This window comes from Streptomyces sp. NPDC107550 (genome assembly GCF_055639095.1).
In genome coordinates, this window is sequence record NZ_JBVKBC010000006.1 from 1 (window position 1) to 16,327 (window position 16,327).

Sequence of the window (16,327 nt, forward strand, 5' to 3'; positions counted from 1 at the left end):
CAAACTGCCCCCAGCTGCAACCGGATTGCTACGACAACCCGGTGGTGAAGGTCTCTCACCTCACTCGATTCCATGGCGCCTCGTGGCGCACCCACCCGCTACGACAAGACCGCCGAGTCATACACCGCCGCCATCACCCTGGCCTCACTCCTCATGTGGACATGACACTTTGACGACAGACCCTAGCCGTGACCCGCGCCCGGGGGGAGGGCAGGCAGTCCAGGTCCAGCCCGCGCGTTTTCGTCCTCGCCTCGCGTCGTGGCTGATCGCGCAGTTCCCCGCGCCCCTGGGTAAGTGGGCCGGCCCGTGCGTTCTCGTCCTCGCCTCGCGTCGTGGCTGAGCGCGCAGTTCCCCGCGCCCCTGGAGAGGCGACTACGTCGCACCCTCCCCCTGGGGGTAGCCGGGAGGGGCGACCTGCGTCGCAGCCCCGGGGGAAGCGGGAGGGGCGACTTCGTCGCCGCTTCCTCCCCTGGGGAGCTGGGGCGAAGCCCCGCTTCCCAAAGGGGAAGCTGCACGAAGTGCATGCTTCAGGGGCGCGGGGAACTGCGCGACCAGCCACCCACCGGCCCGCAGATGACCACGCACAGGTCCGCCCCGACAGGGGCGCGGGGAACTGCGCGAGACGCCCCACCGGCCGAAAGGTGAACGACAACCCCAGGGGGCAACCCCCTTCAGGGGCGCGGGGAACTGCGCAAGACTGCAACGGGCCCGCACCCGAAACCCCAGGCCCACAAAAATCACCCGCCAACCCGCGGAGACGACATGCGCACAATCCTCCTCACCGGCGCCGCCGGCACCCTAGGCACCTACATGCGCGAACTGCTCCCCCCGTACGGCTACGACCTCCGCCTCCTGGACCTGCACCCCGTGCCGAACGCGCCGCAGGCGATCGTCGCGGACCTCTCCGACAAGCAGGCGCTACGCGCGGCCGTCGAGGGCGTCGACGCGGTGCTGCACCTGGCCGGGATCTCCCTGGAGTCGACGTTCGAGAAGATCCTGGCCGCGAACATCGTGGGCCTGCACCACCTGTACGAGGCGGTCCGCGCGGAAGGCGACCGGCGCGGCACCCGGGCCCCCCGAATCGTGTTCGCCTCCTCCAACCACGCCGTCGGCTTCACCCCCCGCCCGCGCCCGGAGGCCGGCGACCCGCTGATCCCGGTCACCACCCCGCACCGCCCGGACACGTTCTACGGGCTGTCGAAGGCGTTCGGCGAGGACCTCGCGCAGTTGTACTGGGACAAGCACGGCGTGGAGACGGTCTCGGTGCGGATCGGCGCGTGCCGCCCGGACCCGACCGACGTCCGCATGATGTCGGTGTGGCTGAGCCCCGAGGACGGCGCCCGCCTCTTCCACGCGGCGCTCGGCGCCGAGGACGTCGGACACACCGTGGTCTACGGCTCGTCCGCCAACACCCGTCTGTGGTGGGACCTTTCGAGCGCCCGCGCCCTCGGCTACGAACCCCGCGACGACTCCGAGGTGTTCGCCGAGAAGCTGCTCGCCGAGCACGGCCCGCTCACCGACGACGCCCCGGCCCACAACCACTTGGGCGGCGAGTTCGTCGACGATCCGCCGATCTGGCCGTACTGACCGACCCGGCCTTTGGCAGTCAGTCCTTGACGCGGTGCAGTTGGACCTCGCGGTTGACGAAGAGGTGCACGAAGCCACAGCGCCAGCAGATGAGGCCGGTGGCGGTCTCGTCGGCCCAGGCCAAGTTGAAGAACTCCCCGCCGGTGCTGTTGAGCTTCACTCCGCGCTCACGGAAGCGGTCGCTCTTGCAGAACTGACAGGTGATCCAGACGTCGCCCAGCGATGCCTTGACGGGCTTGGCCATGATGTACCCCCTTTGGTGGTGCGCTGGGACGATCATGACCGAGCGCGGGCACGCCGGACAAGGCAGTTGAGCAAGGCCAGAGCCTTCCGGCGCACGCACACGCGTACTCGTGCACGCGCAAGCGCACGCGTCAGCGGGCGGGAGCCGCCGGTCCCGCCTGATGGTCCGTGGCGGTCGGCCGCAGGGCTCCGGGGCGGGCGCGGGTGGCTCGCGGCCGCCGCACGGGCAGTACGGGCCGTGCCGCGCGCCCCGCGCTCTCGCCGGAGCGGGCCTGCTCACCCGCGGCTCGCCGCCCGGACGACGACCCGGCACCCTCCGCGCCCTCGGCCTGCTCGGCGGCCTCGGCACGCATCGCGACCGCCCACTGCGCGATCAGCCGCTCGTACTCGCCGCGCTGCTCGTCGGTGAGCCATCCGCCGGAGCGCAGCATGAGGCAGCGGATCTGCTCGTTGAGCTGCTGAGCGGTCCGTCCCGGGCCGGGCGAATATGTGGCGGACATATGGAGGACCGTAGCCGCCCGAGTGAAGGCGGGGCCAGATCATTTCTGGACGCATCCGTTCCGAACCGTGCCCGAGCGCGCTTCCCGGCCCGTCCGCCAAGGCCCGAGCACGGAGGCGGCCCACGCCCCGAAAGGCGCCCACCGAGGCCCCTTTGACACCGATGTCATCCAGCCACGAGGCCGTACGGAAACCCTTCCCAGACCCCCGAGGGCCAGCCGGACGAACCGGACCAGCCGGCCCAGCGGGGCGGAGCCAGACGGGAGGGCCGCTACAGCGCTTGGGCGCCGGGCTTGACCATCCCCCGTACCGTGCGGGACTTCACGAACTCGCCGATCGCCGTCATCTCCCACTCCCCGGAGAACTGCCGGATCAGCTTCGCCATCATCACGCCCGTCTGCGGCTCCGCGTTCGTCAGGTCGAAGCGGACCAGCTCCTCCCCGCTGGCCGCGTCGAGCAGGCGGCAGTACGCCTTGGCGACCTCGGTGAACTTCTGGCCGGTGAACGAGTTCACCGTGAAGATCAGGCCCGTGACCTCCTGCGGGAGCCGGCCGAGGTCCACGACGATGACCTCGTCGTCGCCCGCGCCCTCACCCGTGAGGTTGTCCCCGGAGTGCTTGATCGCGCCGCCGACGATGGACAGCTTGCCGAAGTAGCAGCTGTCGATGTGGTTGCGCTGCGGCCCGTACGCGATGACCGACGCGTCGAGGTCGATGTCCTTGCCCCGGTACGCGGGCTCCCAGCCGAGGCCCATCTTGACCTGGCTCAGCAGCGGCTTGCCGCCCTTGACCAGGGACACCGTCTGGTTCTTCTGGAGGGAGACGCGGCCCTTGTCGAGGTTGATCTTCCCGGCGCCCGGCGCGGGCACGGACGCGGGCGCGGCGGGCGCGGGCTGCTGCGGCGCGGCACCCGGCGGCGGGGGCGGCGCGATCCGCGGGTCGACCGGCGGCGTGGTAGGCGCCGGCATCGCGGCGGGCGGCGCGGGAGCCGCGGCGGGCGCGGGGGCGGGCGTCGGCGCGGGTGCCGGCGGCTCCTCCACGCTGACGCCGAAGTCCGTGGCGATGCCCGCCAGCCCGTTCGCATACCCCTGGCCCACCGCGCGCGCCTTCCACGCGCCGTTCCTCAGGTAGACCTCCATGACCACGAGTGCCGTCTCGGCGCCGAGGCGGGGCGGGGTGAAGGTGGCGAGGGCGGCCCCGCTGTCCGCGTCGCGGATCGTGGCCGTCGGCTCGATGCCCTGGAACGTCTGGCCCGCCGCGTCCGGGCTCGCCGTGACGACGATCTTCTCGATGCCCTGCGGGACGGCGGCCGTGTCGACGGTGATCGCGTCGGGGTTCGTGCCGCCGCCCGACGTGTAGCTGACGCCGGGGCCGGAGGGCTGGTTGTAGAAGATGAAGTCGTCGTCCGAGCGCACCTTGCCGTCGGCGGTGAGCAGCAGGCCCGACACGTCGAGCCGCACCGGGGCCGTGACGTCCACCGTCACGCGCCGCGCCGCGAGCGGGATGTTCGAACCAGGGGTCATAGCTGTCATGCCAGTGGTAACGACCGGCTCCGCTTTGCCGTTCCCTTACCCAAGAAGTTTCTCCCGGCGCTCCCCCGGACGGCCGCCCCCTCCCCCGGACGGCCGCTACCCTGCACCGGTCAACCGCCCCCGGCCGACCGCTCTCGCGCACCCATTCGAACGACAGGCGAACGCCCCGCACGAACGGGGTGCGGGACGGCGCGCGTCACCGAGACCGCCCTTCCGGTTTGCGAGAGTTCCGGGCGTGCACCAGGACAAACACCCCCACTTCGCCGCCCCGCCCGACGACCCGACCACCGCCGAGGGCGTCAGCGACGCCGGTGACCTCGGCTACGCCAAGTCCCTGCGACCCCGTCACATCAGCATGATCGCCATCGGCGGCGCGATCGGCACGGGCCTGTTCCTCGGCGCGGGCGGCAATCTGGCGAAGGCCGGGCCCGCGCTCGCCGTCGCGTACGCCGTCTGCGGCCTGTTCGCCTTCTTCGTCGTACGGGCGCTCGGGGAACTGGTCGTGCACCGCCCGTCTTCGGGCTCTTTCGTCAGCTACGCGCGCGAGTTCCTCGGCGAGCGCGGCGCGTTCGTCGCGGGCTGGATGTACGTCCTGAACTGGTCGAGCGCCGGCATGGCCGACATCACGGCGGTCGCGCTGTACGTGCACTACTGGTCGATGTTCACGTCCGTCCCGCAATGGGTGCTCGCGGCGATCGCCCTGTCGATCGTGCTGACGGTGAACCTGATCTCCGTGAAGGCGTTCGGCGAGATGGAGTTCTGGTTCGCCCTGGTCAAGGTCGCCGCGCTCGTGCTGTTCCTGCTGATCGGCGTCTTCTTCCTGGTCACCGGCCGCCCGGTGGACGGCGCCGAGCCCGGTCTCGGCCTGATCAGCGACCATGGCGGCTTCTTCCCGCTGGGCGTGCTGCCCGTCGTCCTCATCACGCAGACCGTCGTCTTCGCGTACGCGGCCGTGGAGATGGTCGGTGTGACGGCGGGCGAGACGGCCGACCCGGACCGGGTCGTGCCGAGGGCCGTCAACTCCATCATGTGGCGCGTCGCCGTCTTCTACGTCGGCTCGGTCGTGATGTTGACGCTGCTGCTGCCGTGGACCTCGTACTCGGCGACACAGAGCCCGTTCGTGACGGTCCTGTCGAAGATCGGGGTGCCGTCGGCGGGCGGCATCATGAACCTCGTCGTGCTGACCGCGGCCATGTCGTCGCTGAACTCCGGCCTCTACACGACGGGCCGCATCCTGCGCTCCATGGCGATGGCCGGGTCGGCGCCCTCGTTCACCGCGCGGATGAGCCGCAGCCACGTACCGTACGGCGGCATCCTGCTGGTGGCGACCGCCGCGCTGTTCGGGGTCGCGCTCAACGCGTGGCTGCCCGAGGACGCGTTCGCCATCGTCACGAACATCTCCTCGCTCGGCGTGATCTCCACCTGGTGCATGATCATGCTCTGCCACCTGGTGTTCGTACGACGCGCGCGTGAGGGCGTCGTCCACCGGCCCGCGTTCCGGCTGTGGGCCTCGCCGTGGATCGAACTCACCACGATCGGCTTCCTGTTCGGGGTGATCGTGATGATGTGGTTCGACAAGGACGGCGCGGGCCGCAAGACGGTCCTCATGCTCGTCCCCATCGCGCTCTGTCTGACGGGCGGCTGGTACGCGGTACGGCGGCGGGTCCACCGGATCGCCGCGGAGAACGAGGCGCCGCCGGTGGACCCGCTGCTGTGATGCTGCTCAGCGCTGCTTCTGGCGCTTCCAGGGGCCGGTGATGGCGAGCATGATGCCGGGCGTCTGGATGTTGGCGTACAGCGTGCGCCCGTCCGGCGAGAACGTGACACCGGTGAACTCGCTGTACGCGGGCTCCTGTTCGGTGCCCTCGTTCAGCTCGTTGCGGGCGATCGGGTACGTACGGCCCTGCTCGGTCGCGCCGAACAGGTGCTGCACGCCGTCCCCGTCCTCGGCGATGACCAGCCCGCCGTACGGCGAGACGGTGATGTTGTCCGGGCCGTCGAACGCGCCGTCCTCCGCCGGGTCCGGGTTCACCCCGAGCAGCACCTTCAGGGTGAGGGTGCGGCGCTTCGGGTCGTAGAACCAGACCTGCCCGTCGTGCTGCACGGGGCTCTCCGCGCGCGCGTACGAGGCGACGATGTACGCGCCCCCGTCGCCCCACCACATGCCCTCCAGCTTGCGGGCGCGGGTGATCTCGCCGTCCTTGAACTGCTTGCGCACAGAGGTCGTACGGGCGTCACGGTCGGGCACGTCCACCCAGTCGACGCCGTACGTCGTACCGGTCTTCGTGGCGCGCGAGAGGTCGTCGACGAACCGGCCGCCGGAGTCGAAGCACTTGAACGCCTGGAGCGTGCCCGCGTCGTCGGCGAGCGTGCGCAGCCGGCCGCGGCCGTGCTCGAAGCCCTTCGGGGGCGTCCAGCGGTACAGCAGGCCGTTGGGGCCCGAGGCGTCCTCGGTCAGATAGGCGTGGCCGCGCTTGGGGTCGATGACGACGGCCTCGTGCGCGTAGCGGCCGAACGCCTTGACCGGCTTGGGGGCGCGGTTCGCGCGGCGGTCGTGCGGGTCGACCTCGAAGACGTAGCCGTGGTCCTTCGTGAAGCCGTTCTTGCCGGCCTTGTCCTCGGTCTCCTCGCAGGTCAGCCAGGTGCCCCAGGGGGTGGCGCCGCCCGCGCAGTTGGTGGCCGTGCCGGCGATGCCGACCCACTCGGCGACCTCGCCGCCGCGGCGGACCTCGACGACGGTGCAGCCGCCGGCCGCCGCCGGGTCGTAGACGAGGCCCTCGGTGAGCGGCACCGGGTGCGGCCACTTGTCGCGGGCGCCGGCCAGCTCGTGGTTGTTGACGAGGAGCGTGGTGCCGCGCGAGCCCTCGAAGGTGGCGGTGCCGTCGTGGTTGGACGGGGTGAACTCCCCGCTCTCCAGCTTCGTCCTGCCGCTGTACGTGACGATCTTGTACGTGAAGCCTGCGGGCAGGGCGAGGATTCCGTCCGGGTCGGGCAGGAGGGGGCCGTAGCCGAAGCCCGGCTGCTTCCCTCTGCCCTCCCCCTGGGCCTCTTCGTGGGCCTCTTCCTCCGTCGCGGCGAGGGCGCCCGGGGCGGTGGCGAGGGCGCCTACGGAGCCGGCGAGGGCCACGCCTGCGCCTGCGGCGGCGGTGCGGGTGAAGTCCCTGCGGGTGAGCGGCATGTGTCTGTCTCCTGCGGGGTGTCCCTGTCGGGAGGGCGGGGCGGGGGGTGACGCCCACCACACTGCCGCCCCATCTTGAACACCCCCTGAACTCCAGCGGTCCCTTTCCCCCCGACGTCCCCCACGCCCCTAGCCAGGTGGGTGGCTCCGCCCGGTGGACATCCTCGACTTTCGTCGTGGCTGATCGCGCAGTTCCCCGCGCCCCTGGAGGGGCGACTGCGTCGCCGCCTCCCCCCTGGGGAGCTGGGGCGGAGCCCCGCTTCCCTCCGGGGGAAGCTGCACGAAGTGCATGCTTCAGGGGCGCGGGGAACTGCGTGAGAAGCCCCACCCACCCGCAGAAAACAACGCACGGTCGTGCCCCGAAGGGGCGCGGGGAACTGCGCGACCAGCCACCCACCGGGCCGCAGGTGAACCACGACCTACTGCGCACCCCCTGCTGCAAGCAGCCTCCGCCGGAGGACTCCCCAGGGGCGCGGGGAACTGCGCGAGAAGCCCCCACCCACCCGCAGGTGAACGACGACCCCAGGGGACCCGCACCCCAACAACCCCGCGTCAAAAGATCCCGCTAATCGGCGCGAGCCGTCCGCGCTTTGAACGCCGCCTTACGAGCCTCCTTGGCCACCTTCTTGTCAGGGTGCAACCTCCCCATCGCCTCCAGCACATCCGCAGTCGCAGGATGCTCAACCCGCCACGCCGCCGAGAAGAACCCACTGTGCTGCGCCGCGAGCCCCTCCACCAGCGCCTGCAACTCCTCGGAGTTCCCCTCAAGGGAGAGCTGCGCCGCGACCGTGTCGACGGTGAGCCAGAAGACGAGGTCCTCCGAGGGCACCGGCACGTCGGAGGCCCCGTGCTCGGCGAGCCACACCCGCGCAAGACCGCCCAGCTCCGCGTCGTCCAGCACCTCCCGCAACGCCGGCTCCGCCTCCCCGCCCACGAGGGACAGCGCCTGCTGACACCGCAGCCGCCGCAGAGGCGCCCCCATGTCGCTCCCCCGCGCCGCCGCCAGCAACTCCCGCGCCGCCGCCAGCGGTTCCCGGCGCGCGAGCCACCGTTCGATCTCCTCCTGCGCGGCGGCCTGCGGGTACGAGGACGTGCCGTCGAGCAGTTCCGCCGCCCCGCGCTCCGCGAGGTCCCCGACGGCCGGCGCGTCGACCCCGGCGTCCCGCATCCGCGCCCGCACCCCGTACAGCCCGAGCGGGGTGAGCCGTACCATCCCGTACCGCGAGACGTCGGACTCGTCGATGGGCTCGGCGGCCGCGGCCTCCTCGGAGTCGAGGTCGGCCATCAGCGCCTCGTCCACGGGCTGGAACTCCACGAGCCCGACCGGGTCGAGCAGCCGGAACTGGTCGTCCAGCCGCATCATCGCGTCGGAGACCTGCTCCAGGATGTCGTCGGTGGGCTCACCCATGTCGTCCGGCACGATCATCGACGCGGCGAGCGCGGGCAGCGGCACGGGCCCCTCGCCGGCCCCGCCCTCGGCGACGGTCAGCAGGTACAGATTGCCGAGGACGCCCTCCAGGAACTCGGCCTCCGCCTCGGGGTCCCAGTCGAGCTGCGAGAAGTCGATCTCGCCGCCCTCCTCCATCGCGTCGACGAGGTCGTCGAGGTCGGGCACGCTCGCGTCGGCCAGCACCGTGTCGAGCGCCGTGAGCCACAGCCCGAGCACGTCGGCGGGCCCGCCGGAGGCGAGCGTGGCCAGCTCCGCGCCCGCGGTGACGGTGCCCTTCTCCTCGTCGACCACGTCCACCAGGCCGGTGTCGACGGCGACCCGCCACGCCTCGCTCGCGTAGGCGGCGCCGTCCGCGTCGTCCGTGAGCCCCAGTTCGGCTGCGGCGGCGGGCAGTTGCTCCTCGGCCAGCTCGCCCCCGGCGCCGACGCGGGTGTCGGGCCCGGCCCAGCGGGCGAGCTTGACCGCGCGGGACAGGAGGGGCGTGGCGAGGGCGTCCCGCGCCAGCTCCGCTTCGGCGGGCAGCCGTACCGGCGGCAGGGGGGAGCTGTCTGACATCGGCTGGTTCTCCTCAAGGACGTACGGTGCGACCGCTCAGCCTAGACGGATTTGCACCCTTGCCGCCGGGTTCATGTACCGGTCAGCCACCGCTCGCCGTGCGGACATCCGCGAAACCTTGACAACTCCCCCGCGCAGGAAAGAGATTGACGCGCGTAGAAAACGACGAGGGAGTGCGTCACGCGGAGCCACCCGGCCCCGCCGCGCCCGCCCCCGCCGCCACCGTCATCACCGTCGTCGTCACCGTCAGGTCGTCGCCGTACGCGACACCGCCGCACCGCATGTACGTACCGGCCCACGCACCCGCGCGGACCGCACGTACGCCACCGCTCCACCCTCGTCCCGGCGCTCGCCACCCGCACGTCCCCGGAGGGAACCCTTGCCGAGTCAGCCCGCCCCCGCCCGCCGCTCCCCGCGCTCCCGTTCGCGCCTGGCCGCTGTCGCCGTCGCCGGCGCGTGCGGCGCCGCCTGCGCCCTCGTGGCGACCGGCACCGCGCACGCGGCCCCCGTCGCCATCCACGACATCCAGGGCGCCACGCGCATATCCCCGCTCGCCGGCCGGCAGGTCGCCGATGTCACGGGCATCGTCACCGGCGTCCGCACGTACGGCTCGTCGAAGGGGTTCTGGTTCCAGGACCCGACGCCGGACGCCGACCCGGCGACCAGTGAGGGCGTCTTCGTCTTCACGTCCTCCACACCCACGGTGAAGACCGGCGACGCGGTCACCGTCTCCGGCACGGTCACCGAGTACGTGCCCGGCGGCGCCTCCTCCGGCAACCAGTCGCTGACCGAGATCACCAAGCCGAAGGTCACGGTCGTCTCGTCCGGCAACCCGGTGCCCGTCACCACGATCACCGCGAAGTCGGTGCCGTCCGCGTACACGCCCCAGGGCGACCCGGCGGCCGGCGGCTCGATCAACGGCCTGCCGCTCCAGCCCCGCACGTACGCCCTGGACTACTGGGAGTCCCTGGAGGGCCAGAACGTACGGATCGGCCCGTCCCGCGTCGTGACCGCGACCGACACGCACGCCGAACTGTGGGTCACGGTCAAGCCGAACGAGCACTCCACCCAGCGCGGCGGCACCCGCTACGGCTCGTACGACTCCCAGAACGGCGGCCGGCTCCAGATCCAGTCGCTCGGCGCGGTCGCCGACTTCCCGACCGCCGACGTCGGCGACGCGCTGACCGGCACCACCGAGGGCCCGCTCGACTTCAACCAGTACGGCGGCTACACGCTGGTCGCCCGCGACCTCGGCACGCTGGAGCCCTCGGGCCTGGGACGCGAGTACACGCGTAAGCAGAAGTCGGCCGAGCTGGCCGTGGCCACGTACAACGTGGAGAACCTGGACCCGGGCGACACGACGTTCGGCGCGCACGCGGCGGCCATCGTCGACAACCTCCAGTCGCCCGACATCGTGTCCCTGGAGGAGATCCAGGACAACAACGGCGCGAAGGACGACGGCACGGTCGCCGCCGACGCGACGGTGAACAAGCTGATCGACGCGATCGCGACGGCGGGCGGCCCGCGCTACGACTGGCGGTCCATCGACCCGGCCAACGACCAGGACGGCGGCGAGCCCGGCGGCAACATCCGGCAGGTGTTCCTGTTCAACCCCGAGCGCGTCTCCTTCACCGACCGCGCGAGCGGCGACGCCACGACCCCGGTCGGCGTCACCGAGGAGCGCGGGCAGGCGGCGCTCACCGCGTCGCCGGGCCGGATCGACCCGGCGAACACGGCGTGGAAGTCCAGCCGCAAGCCGCTGGCCGGGGAGTTCACCTTCCGCGGCAAGCGCGTCTTCGTCATCGCCAACCACTTCGCGTCCAAGGGCGGCGACCAGCCGCTGACCGCGCAGTTCCAGCCGCCGGTGCGCAGCTCGGAGACCCAGCGGCACGCGCAGGCGACGGCGGTCAACTCCTTCGTGAAGGACCTGCTGAAGGTCCAGAAGGACGCGGACGTCGTCACGCTCGGCGACATCAACGACTTCGAGTTCTCCGGCACCGCGCAGCGCCTGGAGGACGGGGGCGTGCTGTGGTCGGCGATCAAGTCGCTGCCCAAGAGCGAGCGTTACACGTATGACTACCAGGGCAACAGCCAGGTCCTCGACCAGATCCTGATCAGCCCGTCGCTGCGCAAGGGCGCGTTCCAGTACGACAGCGTGCACATCAACAGCGAGTTCCACGACCAGATCAGCGACCACGACCCGCAGGTGCTGCGCGTCCGCCCGTGACGCTCTGTTCCGTACGAGTCTGAGAGTCCCCGGGGCGCGCCAGTCCGTGCACCCCGGGGGCTCGGGCGTCAGGCGGGGGTGTCGCCGGGGCGGCTGCTCTCGGCGGTCGCGCTCTCCTGGTGGCGCGCCGGGGCGGCGGGGTGCGGGGGCTCGGCGAGCAGCAGCGCGTACTGGTCGGCGACGACGGCCTCGGCGACCGTGACCGCGCGCTCCCCCGCGAGGCGCAGTCCGGCCTGCGAGTACGGGGGCGGAGCAGGGTGCTTGCGCCGCCACCAGGCGGCTCCCGCCGCGTAGAGCCCACTCGCGCTCATCACCGCGGGCAGGGCCAGCGCCCACACCACGTCTCGCACCACGAACACCTCACGAACCTGCCTGGACTTTCTGAGCAGTTCATCGGATTCACGACGTGCAACCTGAAGAGGGCATCTCGGCCAAATATCACGGAGAACGTCCGAAATACATACTCATACGCCCGTACGATTCAGCGTTCCTCCGCTCTATCTCGTAGCAGAATTAAGTAGAGCTTCACGGTGGGGCGGCCGACACTGACGGCATGAACGCGAAGCGACCCGCTCCTTTCGGCCGCGCCCTCTGCGCGATGCTCACGCCCTTCACCGATTCCGGCGCCCTCGATCTCGCCGCCGCGCAGAAGCACGCGGACCGCTTGGTGAGCGAGGGCTGCGAGGGGCTCGTCCTGTCCGGCACGACGGGTGAGTCGCCGACCACCACCGACACCGAGAAGGCGGACCTCGTACGGGCCGTGCGCGAGGCCGTCGACGGGCGCGCCGCCCTCGTCGCCGGCGTCGGGACGGCCGACACCCGGCACACGGTCGCCCTCGCGCGCGAAGCGGAACGCGCGGGAGCGGACGGCCTGCTGGCCACTCCCCCGTACTACAGCCGGCCGCCGCAGGACGCGGTGGCGGCGCATCTGCGGGCGCTCGCGGACGCGACGGACCTGCCGGTCATGGTCTACGACATCCCGGCCCGCACCGGCACGCGCGTCGAGCCCGCGACCCTCGTCGCGCTCGCCGAGCACCCCCGGATCGTGGCCGTGAAGGACTGCGCGTACGACCTGCTCGGCACCCAACAGGTCATGGCCGCGACCGACTTGGCGTTCTACACGGGCTGCGACGAGTACGTCCTCGCGCACTACGCGCTCGGCGGCGCGGGCTACGTCTCGACGGTCGCCAACGCCGTCCCGGCCGCCTTCCGCGCGATCCTCGACGCCTACGACCGCGGCGACACGGCAGGCGCCGCCGCCCTCCAGCGCCGCACGATCCCGCTGACGGCGCTCACCATGAACGCGGGCCTGCCCGGCGCCGTCACCCTCAAGTCCCTGCTCACCGCCCTAGGTCTGCCCGGCGGCGGCCCGCTCCGCCCCCCACTCCTGCCCGCACCCCCCGCCACCACCACACCCCTGCTCACGGCATACGAGGCCCTGACCACGGCCCCTTGACGCCCGCCACGGGAAGCGCTCCGCTGAGCGCCGGCCCGGGACACGCGTGAGCGCCCTCCCCCGCCGCCAGAGGCAAGGGAGGGCGCTCGCGGGCTGTCGGTCAGTTGTGGGTGTGGAGGACCTCATTCAGGCCGCCCCAGACCGCGTTGTTCGGGCGGGCCTCGACCGTGCCGGTGACCGAGTTGCGGCGGAAGAGGATGTTCGAGGCGCCGGAGAGGTCGCGGGCCTTGACGATCTCGCCGTCGGGCATGGTGACGCGGGTGCCGGCCGTGACGTACAGGCCCGCCTCGACGACGCACTCGTCGCCCAGCGCGATGCCGACGCCGGCCTCCGCGCCGATCAGGCAGCGCTCGCCGATGGAGATGATGACGTTGCCGCCGCCGGAGAGCGTGCCCATGGTGGAGGCGCCGCCGCCGATGTCCGAGCCGTCGCCGACGACGACGCCCGCGGAGATACGGCCCTCGACCATCGACGTGCCGAGCGTGCCCGCATTGAAGTTGACGAAGCCCTCGTGCATGACCGTGGTGCCCTCGGCGAGGTGCGCGCCGAGGCGGACGCGGTCGGCGTCGGCGATACGCACGCCCTTGGGGGCGACGTAGTCCGTCATGCGCGGGAACTTGTCGATGGACGTCACCTGGAGGTGCAGGCCCTCCGCGCGCGCGTTGAGGCGGACCTTCTCGACGTCGTCCACGGCGACAGGGCCGAGGGAGGTCCAGGCGACGTTGGCGAGGAAGCCGAACATGCCGTCCAGGTTCTGGCCGTGCGGCTTGACCAGGCGGTGCGAGAGCAGGTGCAGGCGCAGGTAGACGTCGTGCGCGTCGAGCGGCTTGTCGTCGAGCGAGGAGATGACCGTGCGCACGGCCACGACCTCGACACCGCGCCGGGCGTCGGGCCCGATCGCCTTCGCGGCGCCCTCGCCGAGCTGCGCGACGGCCTGCTCGGCGGTGAGCCGCTCGGAGCCGGCGGGGCCGGGCTCGTCGACGAGTTCGGGGGCGGGGAACCAGGTGTCGAGGACGGTGCCGTCGGCCGTGACGGTGGCGAGGCCCGCGGCGACGGCGCCGGTGGTGCGCGTAGCAGTCGTGTCGGTCATGGGGGCCAACTTAATCGGCCCGCCCCCGCCGAGGCGAACCGGCGGGGGCGCCGTCTCAATCACCGGTCGCCACCCCCACCCGTACACCCTGATCAGCGCGGAACGTCCCCAGTGCCCCCCCGCCATGACGCCGCACGTCCCCCTACGCACGCGTGGTGCTACGGGATGAGGCGGCTCAGCATTTCGCGGGTGTAGGGCTCGTCGTAGGCGCCGTCCGTCAGCAGGACCTGGAGGGAGATGCCGTCCATGAGGGCGACGAGGGCCCGCGCGGTGACGGGGTCCGTGCGGGCGGCAAGGGCCTCGGCCAGTTCCTGGCACCACTCGGCGGCGACCGGCCGCAACGCCGGCCTGCGCAGCGCCGCGAGATACAGCTCGTACTCCAGTTCCACCCCGACGCGCTCCCCGGCGAGCCACTCCCCGAGCAGCCCCGCGAGTTCGCCCGCGAGGTCGGCGCCGGGGTCCTGGAAGGCGCCGCGCGCGGCGACGACCTTGGCGAACCCCTCGTTGGCCTGGCGCAGCGCGGCGACCATCAGCTCGTCCAGCGTCTTGAAGTGGTACGTGGTCGAACCGAGCGGCACATCGGCCTCGGCGGCGGCGCTGCGGTGGCTGAGGCCCGCGAGGCCCTTGGCGCCGACGACACGGATCGCGGCGTCGATGAGCCGCTGGCGGCGCTCGGGGTCGTACCGGCGTCCCATCAGTGCGCGCCGCCCATGTTGAGCAGGACGACCCCGCCGATGACCAGCACGATCCCGGCGAGCTTGGCGGCGCTCAGGCCCTCGCCGAGGAACAGCGCGCCGATCGCCGCGATGACGGCCGTGCCGGCGCCCGCCCAGATCGCGTACGCGGTGCCCATCTGCACGGTCTTGAGGGTCTGGGCGAGCAGCGCGAACGCCACGACGTAGCCGAGGAGCGTCACGAGGGAGGGGCCGAGGCGGCTGAACCCCTCGCTGTACTTCATGGCGGTGGTGGCGGCCACCTCGGCGGCGATGGCTCCCGCCAGCAGCACATATCCCATGTGTACGAGTGTACCTATCGATGCGTACGCCCGTACACAGCGCGCCGCCCCCGCACAGGCCGTCAGTCGAGGAGCGTCTTCTTCGGGCGCAGGACACAGAACTCGTTGCCCTCGGGGTCCGCGAGGACGACCCAGGTCACGTCGGGGCCCTGGCCCACGTCGACGCGGCGGGCGCCGAGCGCGATGATCCGCTCGACCTCGGCGTCGCGGTCGTCGGGGCTGAGGTCGATGTGCAGCCGGTTCAGGCCGGACTTCTCCTCGGGGACGGGCACGAAGCACAGGCCGGGCAGCGTCTGGGCGTCGCGCCCGATGGTGACCTCCTGCTCGTCCTCGTAGATCACCTGCCAGTCGAGGACCTCGCACCAGAAGGCGGACAGGGCGCGGACATCGCGCGCGTTGACGACGGTCGTGTACCAGGAAGACGGCATGGCACCAGTGTGGGCGCGGGCCCGTCCGCCCGCAGCCCGTTTCCCCGCCCTGGCCAGGGCCAGGGCCAGGGCCACGCGAGACAGCCCGCACCCGCCGGAACGAAACGCCCCGCGCACGCGAAACGCGGAACGCCCCCGCACACACGAATCGCCCCGCGCACGCGGAACGGCCCCGCCCCCTGAAGGGCGAGGCCGTTGACGTACGGCGCGGCGGTGCCGGACGCGGAAAAGCGATGTCAGACGTTGAAGCCGAGCGCGCGCAGCTGCTCGCGGCCCTCGCCCGTGATCTTGTCCGGGCCCCACGGCGGCATCCAGACCCAGTTGATCCGCAGCTCGTTGACGATGCCGTCGGTCGCGGACTTCGCCTGGTCCTCGATGACGTCGGTCAGCGGGCAGGCCGCGGACGTCAGCGTCATGTCGATCGTGGCGATGTTGGCGTCGTCGATGTGGATGCCGTAGATCAGGCCCAGGTTGACGACGTCGATGCCCAGCTCGGGGTCGACGACGTCGTACAGGGCCTCGCGGACCTCCTCCTCGGAGGCAGGCTTCATCTCAACAGCGTTCTCGGTCATGCGGTCTCCGCCTCCTCCGCCCGAGGCGGAGCATCTGATGTATGCAGCGCCTGAGCCGTCGCGTCTTTCCACGCCATCCAGCTCAGCAGCGCGCACTTGACTCGGGCCGGGTACTTGGAGACCCCGGCGAACGCGACGGCGTCCTCCAGCAGGTCCTCCATCGCGTCGTCCGGCTCGATCTGCCCCTTGGACTGCATCAGCTCCAGGAAGGTCTCCTGGATCTTGCGCGCCTGGGACAGCTCCTTGCCCACGAGAAGGTCGTTGAGCACGGAGGCGGAGGCCTGGCTGATGGAACAGCCCTGGCCCTCGTAGCTCACGTCCTCGATCTTCTCGCCGTCGTACTTCACCCGCAGCGTGATCTCGTCACCGCACGTCGGGTTGACGTGGTGCACCTCGGCGTCGCCGTCGCGCAGACCGCGCCCGTGCGGGTGCTTGTAGTGGTCCAGGATGACTTCCTGGTACATCGAATCCAGCTTCATCAGCGTCCCGTCCTGCCC

At 71.6% G+C, this 16,327-nt stretch carries 16 protein-coding genes; 4 read left to right on the forward strand and 12 right to left on the reverse strand.

What is annotated here, in order from left to right:
- The first annotated feature begins 762 nt into the window (after window positions 1-762).
- Window positions 763-1,587: an NAD-dependent epimerase/dehydratase family protein gene (locus ACZ7LY_RS10685; RefSeq protein WP_471624173.1), complete on the forward strand. Its 825-nt coding sequence runs from the start codon at window positions 763-765 to the stop codon at window positions 1,585-1,587.
- Between the two features lie 19 nt (window positions 1,588-1,606).
- Here ACZ7LY_RS10685 and ACZ7LY_RS10690 read toward each other — a convergent pair whose 3' ends face one another.
- From ACZ7LY_RS10690 to ACZ7LY_RS10700, 3 genes are all read right to left on the reverse strand, one after another.
- The gene (locus ACZ7LY_RS10690; RefSeq protein ID WP_471624174.1) at window positions 1,607-1,831 is read right to left on the reverse strand and encodes a hypothetical protein; all 225 of its coding nucleotides are present in this window, start codon (window positions 1,829-1,831) and stop codon (window positions 1,607-1,609) included.
- Window positions 1,832-1,961: 130 nt separating this feature from the next.
- A complete protein-coding gene (locus ACZ7LY_RS10695; RefSeq protein WP_471624175.1) occupies window positions 1,962-2,330 on the reverse strand; it encodes a hypothetical protein in 369 nt (122 codons plus the stop codon).
- A gap of 269 nt (window positions 2,331-2,599) precedes the next feature.
- Window positions 2,600-3,850: a TerD family protein gene (locus ACZ7LY_RS10700; RefSeq protein WP_471624176.1), complete on the reverse strand. Its 1,251-nt coding sequence runs from the start codon at window positions 3,848-3,850 to the stop codon at window positions 2,600-2,602.
- A 244-nt stretch (window positions 3,851-4,094) separates the two neighbouring features.
- Between ACZ7LY_RS10700 and ACZ7LY_RS10705 the strand changes: the two genes are divergently transcribed.
- Window positions 4,095-5,576 (forward strand): amino acid permease, encoded by a 1,482-nt coding sequence (locus tag ACZ7LY_RS10705; protein ID WP_471624177.1) that lies wholly within the window; start codon window positions 4,095-4,097, stop codon window positions 5,574-5,576.
- Window positions 5,577-5,582: 6 nt separating this feature from the next.
- Here ACZ7LY_RS10705 and ACZ7LY_RS10710 read toward each other — a convergent pair whose 3' ends face one another.
- Both ACZ7LY_RS10710 and ACZ7LY_RS10715 read right to left on the reverse strand, forming a co-directional pair.
- The gene (locus tag ACZ7LY_RS10710) at window positions 5,583-7,037 is read right to left on the reverse strand and encodes an alkaline phosphatase PhoX (RefSeq protein ID WP_471624178.1); all 1,455 of its coding nucleotides are present in this window, start codon (window positions 7,035-7,037) and stop codon (window positions 5,583-5,585) included.
- Window positions 7,038-7,602: 565 nt separating this feature from the next.
- Window positions 7,603-9,042: a hypothetical protein gene (locus ACZ7LY_RS10715; RefSeq protein ID WP_471624179.1), complete on the reverse strand. Its 1,440-nt coding sequence runs from the start codon at window positions 9,040-9,042 to the stop codon at window positions 7,603-7,605.
- 379 nt (window positions 9,043-9,421) lie between these two features.
- Here ACZ7LY_RS10715 and ACZ7LY_RS10720 point away from each other — a divergent pair, with 379 nt between their 5' ends.
- Complete coding sequence (locus ACZ7LY_RS10720; RefSeq protein ID WP_471624180.1) at window positions 9,422-11,269, forward strand: endonuclease/exonuclease/phosphatase family protein; 1,848 nt, start codon at window positions 9,422-9,424, stop codon at window positions 11,267-11,269.
- Between the two features lie 68 nt (window positions 11,270-11,337).
- On the opposite strand, the gene ACZ7LY_RS10725 is transcribed toward ACZ7LY_RS10720, so the two are convergent.
- Entirely contained in the window at window positions 11,338-11,628 is a 291-nt protein-coding gene (locus tag ACZ7LY_RS10725; protein ID WP_471624181.1) for a hypothetical protein, read from the reverse strand.
- Window positions 11,629-11,822: 194 nt separating this feature from the next.
- On the opposite strand from ACZ7LY_RS10725, the gene dapA reads away from it, so the two are divergent.
- Window positions 11,823-12,725: a 4-hydroxy-tetrahydrodipicolinate synthase gene (dapA, locus tag ACZ7LY_RS10730; protein ID WP_471624182.1), complete on the forward strand. Its 903-nt coding sequence runs from the start codon at window positions 11,823-11,825 to the stop codon at window positions 12,723-12,725.
- Between the two features lie 100 nt (window positions 12,726-12,825).
- Here the strand turns inward: dapA and dapD are convergent, their stop codons facing one another.
- The 6 genes from dapD to sufU all read right to left on the reverse strand — a co-directional run bounded on the left by dapD (window position 12,826) and on the right by sufU (window position 16,309).
- Entirely contained in the window at window positions 12,826-13,815 is a 990-nt protein-coding gene (gene dapD, locus ACZ7LY_RS10735; protein WP_471624183.1) for a 2,3,4,5-tetrahydropyridine-2,6-dicarboxylate N-succinyltransferase, read from the reverse strand.
- A 158-nt stretch (window positions 13,816-13,973) separates the two neighbouring features.
- Window positions 13,974-14,510 (reverse strand): TetR/AcrR family transcriptional regulator, encoded by a 537-nt coding sequence (locus tag ACZ7LY_RS10740; protein WP_471624184.1) that lies wholly within the window; start codon window positions 14,508-14,510, stop codon window positions 13,974-13,976.
- Window positions 14,510-14,830 (reverse strand): DMT family transporter, encoded by a 321-nt coding sequence (locus ACZ7LY_RS10745; protein WP_471624185.1) that lies wholly within the window; start codon window positions 14,828-14,830, stop codon window positions 14,510-14,512. The genes ACZ7LY_RS10740 and ACZ7LY_RS10745 overlap by 1 nt, the downstream gene beginning before the upstream one ends.
- Window positions 14,831-14,892: 62 nt before the next feature.
- Window positions 14,893-15,258: a VOC family protein gene (locus ACZ7LY_RS10750; RefSeq protein ID WP_471624186.1), complete on the reverse strand. Its 366-nt coding sequence runs from the start codon at window positions 15,256-15,258 to the stop codon at window positions 14,893-14,895.
- A gap of 236 nt (window positions 15,259-15,494) precedes the next feature.
- Entirely contained in the window at window positions 15,495-15,830 is a 336-nt protein-coding gene (locus ACZ7LY_RS10755) for a metal-sulfur cluster assembly factor (protein ID WP_471624187.1), read from the reverse strand.
- The gene (gene sufU, locus ACZ7LY_RS10760; RefSeq protein WP_471624188.1) at window positions 15,827-16,309 is read right to left on the reverse strand and encodes a Fe-S cluster assembly sulfur transfer protein SufU; all 483 of its coding nucleotides are present in this window, start codon (window positions 16,307-16,309) and stop codon (window positions 15,827-15,829) included. The genes ACZ7LY_RS10755 and sufU overlap by 4 nt, the downstream gene beginning before the upstream one ends.
- Between the last annotated feature and the right edge of the window lie 18 nt (window positions 16,310-16,327).

Coding starts and splice junctions, on each gene's coding strand:
- ACZ7LY_RS10685 (WP_471624173.1), top strand. CDS start 763: ATGCGCACAATCCTCCTCACCGGCGCCGCCGGCACCCTAGGCACCTAC.
- ACZ7LY_RS10690 (WP_471624174.1), bottom strand. CDS start 1,831: ATGGCCAAGCCCGTCAAGGCATCGCTGGGCGACGTCTGGATCACCTGT.
- ACZ7LY_RS10695 (WP_471624175.1), bottom strand. CDS start 2,330: ATGTCCGCCACATATTCGCCCGGCCCGGGACGGACCGCTCAGCAGCTC.
- ACZ7LY_RS10700 (WP_471624176.1), bottom strand. CDS start 3,850: ATGACCCCTGGTTCGAACATCCCGCTCGCGGCGCGGCGCGTGACGGTG.
- ACZ7LY_RS10710 (WP_471624178.1), bottom strand. CDS start 7,037: ATGCCGCTCACCCGCAGGGACTTCACCCGCACCGCCGCCGCAGGCGCA.
- ACZ7LY_RS10715 (WP_471624179.1), bottom strand. CDS start 9,042: ATGTCAGACAGCTCCCCCCTGCCGCCGGTACGGCTGCCCGCCGAAGCG.
- dapA (WP_471624182.1), top strand. CDS start 11,823: ATGAACGCGAAGCGACCCGCTCCTTTCGGCCGCGCCCTCTGCGCGATG.
- dapD (WP_471624183.1), bottom strand. CDS start 13,815: ATGACCGACACGACTGCTACGCGCACCACCGGCGCCGTCGCCGCGGGC.
- ACZ7LY_RS10740 (WP_471624184.1), bottom strand. CDS start 14,510: ATGGGACGCCGGTACGACCCCGAGCGCCGCCAGCGGCTCATCGACGCC.
- ACZ7LY_RS10745 (WP_471624185.1), bottom strand. CDS start 14,830: ATGGGATATGTGCTGCTGGCGGGAGCCATCGCCGCCGAGGTGGCCGCC.
- ACZ7LY_RS10750 (WP_471624186.1), bottom strand. CDS start 15,258: ATGCCGTCTTCCTGGTACACGACCGTCGTCAACGCGCGCGATGTCCGC.
- ACZ7LY_RS10755 (WP_471624187.1), bottom strand. CDS start 15,830: ATGACCGAGAACGCTGTTGAGATGAAGCCTGCCTCCGAGGAGGAGGTC.
- sufU (WP_471624188.1), bottom strand. CDS start 16,309: ATGAAGCTGGATTCGATGTACCAGGAAGTCATCCTGGACCACTACAAG.